The sequence below is a fragment of the Gordonia sp. (in: high G+C Gram-positive bacteria) genome (genome assembly GCF_049647785.1).
Lineage (GTDB): Bacteria > Actinomycetota > Actinomycetes > Mycobacteriales > Mycobacteriaceae > Gordonia.
The window spans coordinates 1-2,346 of the sequence record NZ_JBARYI010000002.1 but is presented as its reverse complement, the minus strand read 5'-3'; the positions used below and the strand labels follow the sequence as shown (position 1 = coordinate 2,346).

General features: G+C 64.5%; 2 protein-coding genes. One reads left to right on the top strand and one right to left on the bottom strand.

Annotation, left to right across the window (positions count from 1 at the left end; genetic code table 11):
* The first annotated feature begins 103 nt into the window (after positions 1-103).
* Positions 104-730, top strand: coding sequence for a LysE family translocator (locus WBA38_RS00215; RefSeq protein WP_424293809.1), 627 nt, complete (start codon positions 104-106; stop codon positions 728-730).
* Positions 731-741: 11 nt separating this feature from the next.
* On the opposite strand, the gene WBA38_RS00210 is transcribed toward WBA38_RS00215, so the two are convergent.
* Positions 742-2,244, bottom strand: coding sequence for a DUF7059 domain-containing protein (locus WBA38_RS00210; protein ID WP_424293810.1), 1,503 nt, complete (start codon positions 2,242-2,244; stop codon positions 742-744).
* Between the last annotated feature and the right edge of the window lie 102 nt (positions 2,245-2,346).

Genomic DNA, 2,346 nt, shown 5'->3' with positions numbered 1-2,346 from the left:
ATGTCAGACGTAGTGCGGGAATCGACGCATCATGCGAGAACGCGAAAACTGGGGTGCGAGGGACGAATTTCGACGATGCTGTCGCACCACTTACGATGGCCGAATGTTGTCGTCTGTCGCGTCGTTTACCGTCGCATCCGCGCTGTTGGTTCTCCTTCCGGGACCTGACTCGCTGGTCGTGATGCGCGGGATTGCCAAGGGCGGCAAGGCTGGCGGGATCCGGACCTCACTCGGTGTGCTCTGCGGACTGCTCGTTTGGATCGTCGCCGCCGCACTCGGCCTGTCCGCGATTCTGCAGATGAGCGAGATCGGCTACGAAATCCTCAAGGTCGTCGGAGCCTGCTACCTCGTGCTTCTCGGTGTCCAGACACTGCGGTCCATCCGCAAAATCCGGAACGACGCCACCGACGAGGCCACCAATGCGGACACCGGCGCGACACGCCCGGCAGGTTTCCTCACCGGCTTCCTGACCGACATCTTGAATCCGAAGATCGGTGTCATGTTCATTACGCTTCTGCCGGGCTTTGTACCGTCGGGCTACTCCGCGACCTGGACCACGCTGGCCTTTGGCGTCATCTTCCTTGCCCTCACCGCCATCTACTTCGCGGCGCTAGTTCTTGCCGCTAACCAGATCAGTACCTGGATGGCCGCGCCCCGAATCCGTCGACGCATTGACCTGGTGACCGGCAGCGTCCTAATCGGCTTCGGCATTCGGTTGGCCACCGAGTAGCGGGGCCCGCGTCAGTCGGCGCGGTACAGAATTCCGCGGCCGATCGCCTCGCGGATCGACGGCATCGCAGCTTCGGCGAGCGCCTCCGGTGCGACGCCGTGGAAGTCGGCAAGCAAGGAAATCAATGCGGCGAGTGGCACTACCCCACGACAGCCAGCGAGTAGCGAGGTCAAAACCTCGTCGACGGGCAACACCGCGCCCGGACCGCCGGGGCGAGTAACAGCGGCACCGACTTGCTGCCAACCCTCATCCCCCGGCAAGGCTTGAGTTTCGAGGAACACCGGCGACGTCGACAGTCGCGCCGCGAGAAGGTCGGCATCGGAGTTGATGCGCAGAAAGTCGCGGCGAGCAAAGAACGCTTGGGCCTCGAAGCCGGTCACCTCCTGACCGGCCGCCGTGATCTCTTCGATAACGACATCGGCAGGGCGGCTCTCGATGGGCTTGCGGAACATAATCGACCCCATCCCGATCGCGACGATGCCCTCTGCCTCAAACCAGTCGAGCCAACGCGCACCGCGCTCGGCGGCGTCGACGACCGACTCCCCGGCGTCGGAAACCCACAGCGACACATAACTGATCGGATCGGCCAGCTCACGCTGCACCACCCATGCATCCAGACCGGTCGACTCCACCCACGACCGCACGCGTTCGTCCCATGCGTCGACGTCGCGCACCACCCAGTTCGCGAGAATCTGAGCGATACCGCCGGGGTTTAGGTGGTCGCCGATCTGCTCGATGAGCTGGCGGCTGATGTCGTCGCCGACCATGCCGGAGTCGCGGTAAATGTAATCCTGCGCACCGGTACCCACCACGAAGGGCGGGTTGGAGACGATGAGGTCGAAGGTGTCACCGGCCACCGGATCAAACAGGCTCCCGTTCCGCAGGTCCCAGTCGAACCCGTTGAGGCGAGCGGTGGCAGCGGCGAGCGCCAAAGCTCGCTCGTTGGTGTCGGTGGCGACGATGCGGTCGCAATGCGACGACATGTGCAGCGCCTGCACTCCACACCCGGTTCCGAGATCGAGGGCCGACCCGAACGGAGTGCGAATCACCGCTTGCGCCAACGACATCGAAGCGCCTCCAATTCCGAGGACGTGGTCGTGCGCGACCGGCCCCGGCCGCATCGAGGCATCCTGGTCGGCAACGACGAGGTAATCGCCCGAGTCGCTGCCATGCGGCCGAATATCGAGCACCGCACGGACACCGCCCTCGGTGGACTCAATGACCTGCTGGTCTAGGAGTGCCTCGACGTCGACCTCGGGTAGCGCCGCCGCCACATCGTCCGAGGTCTCGGTGGCCCCCAGCAGGAACAGTCGGATCAGCGTCGCGAGCCGAGCCTGATCCGCAACTGCCCGACGTGTCTGACGCAGGGCTGGCCACCACACGCCGGATACGAGCGCACGACTGGCGTCGTCGCCGAGCAAGGCGTCAATCCCGTCCGAGGAATAGCCTGCGGCACGCAGGCCAGCGCCCAGCGCGTCAACGAATTCCGGCGAGTCCAGAGGGTAGCGATTCACCGCCTGAGCGTACCGGTAGAGTGGCAGTGCACGCGCGAGTGGCGGAACTGGCAGACGCGCTGGATTTAGGTTCCAGTGTCTTCGGACGTGAGGGTTCAAGTC

What these genes read in the sequence shown, in the direction of transcription:
- WBA38_RS00215 (WP_424293809.1), top strand. Translation starts at nt 104, where the DNA reads ATGTTGTCGTCTGTCGCGTCGTTTACCGTCGCATCCGCGCTGTTGGTT.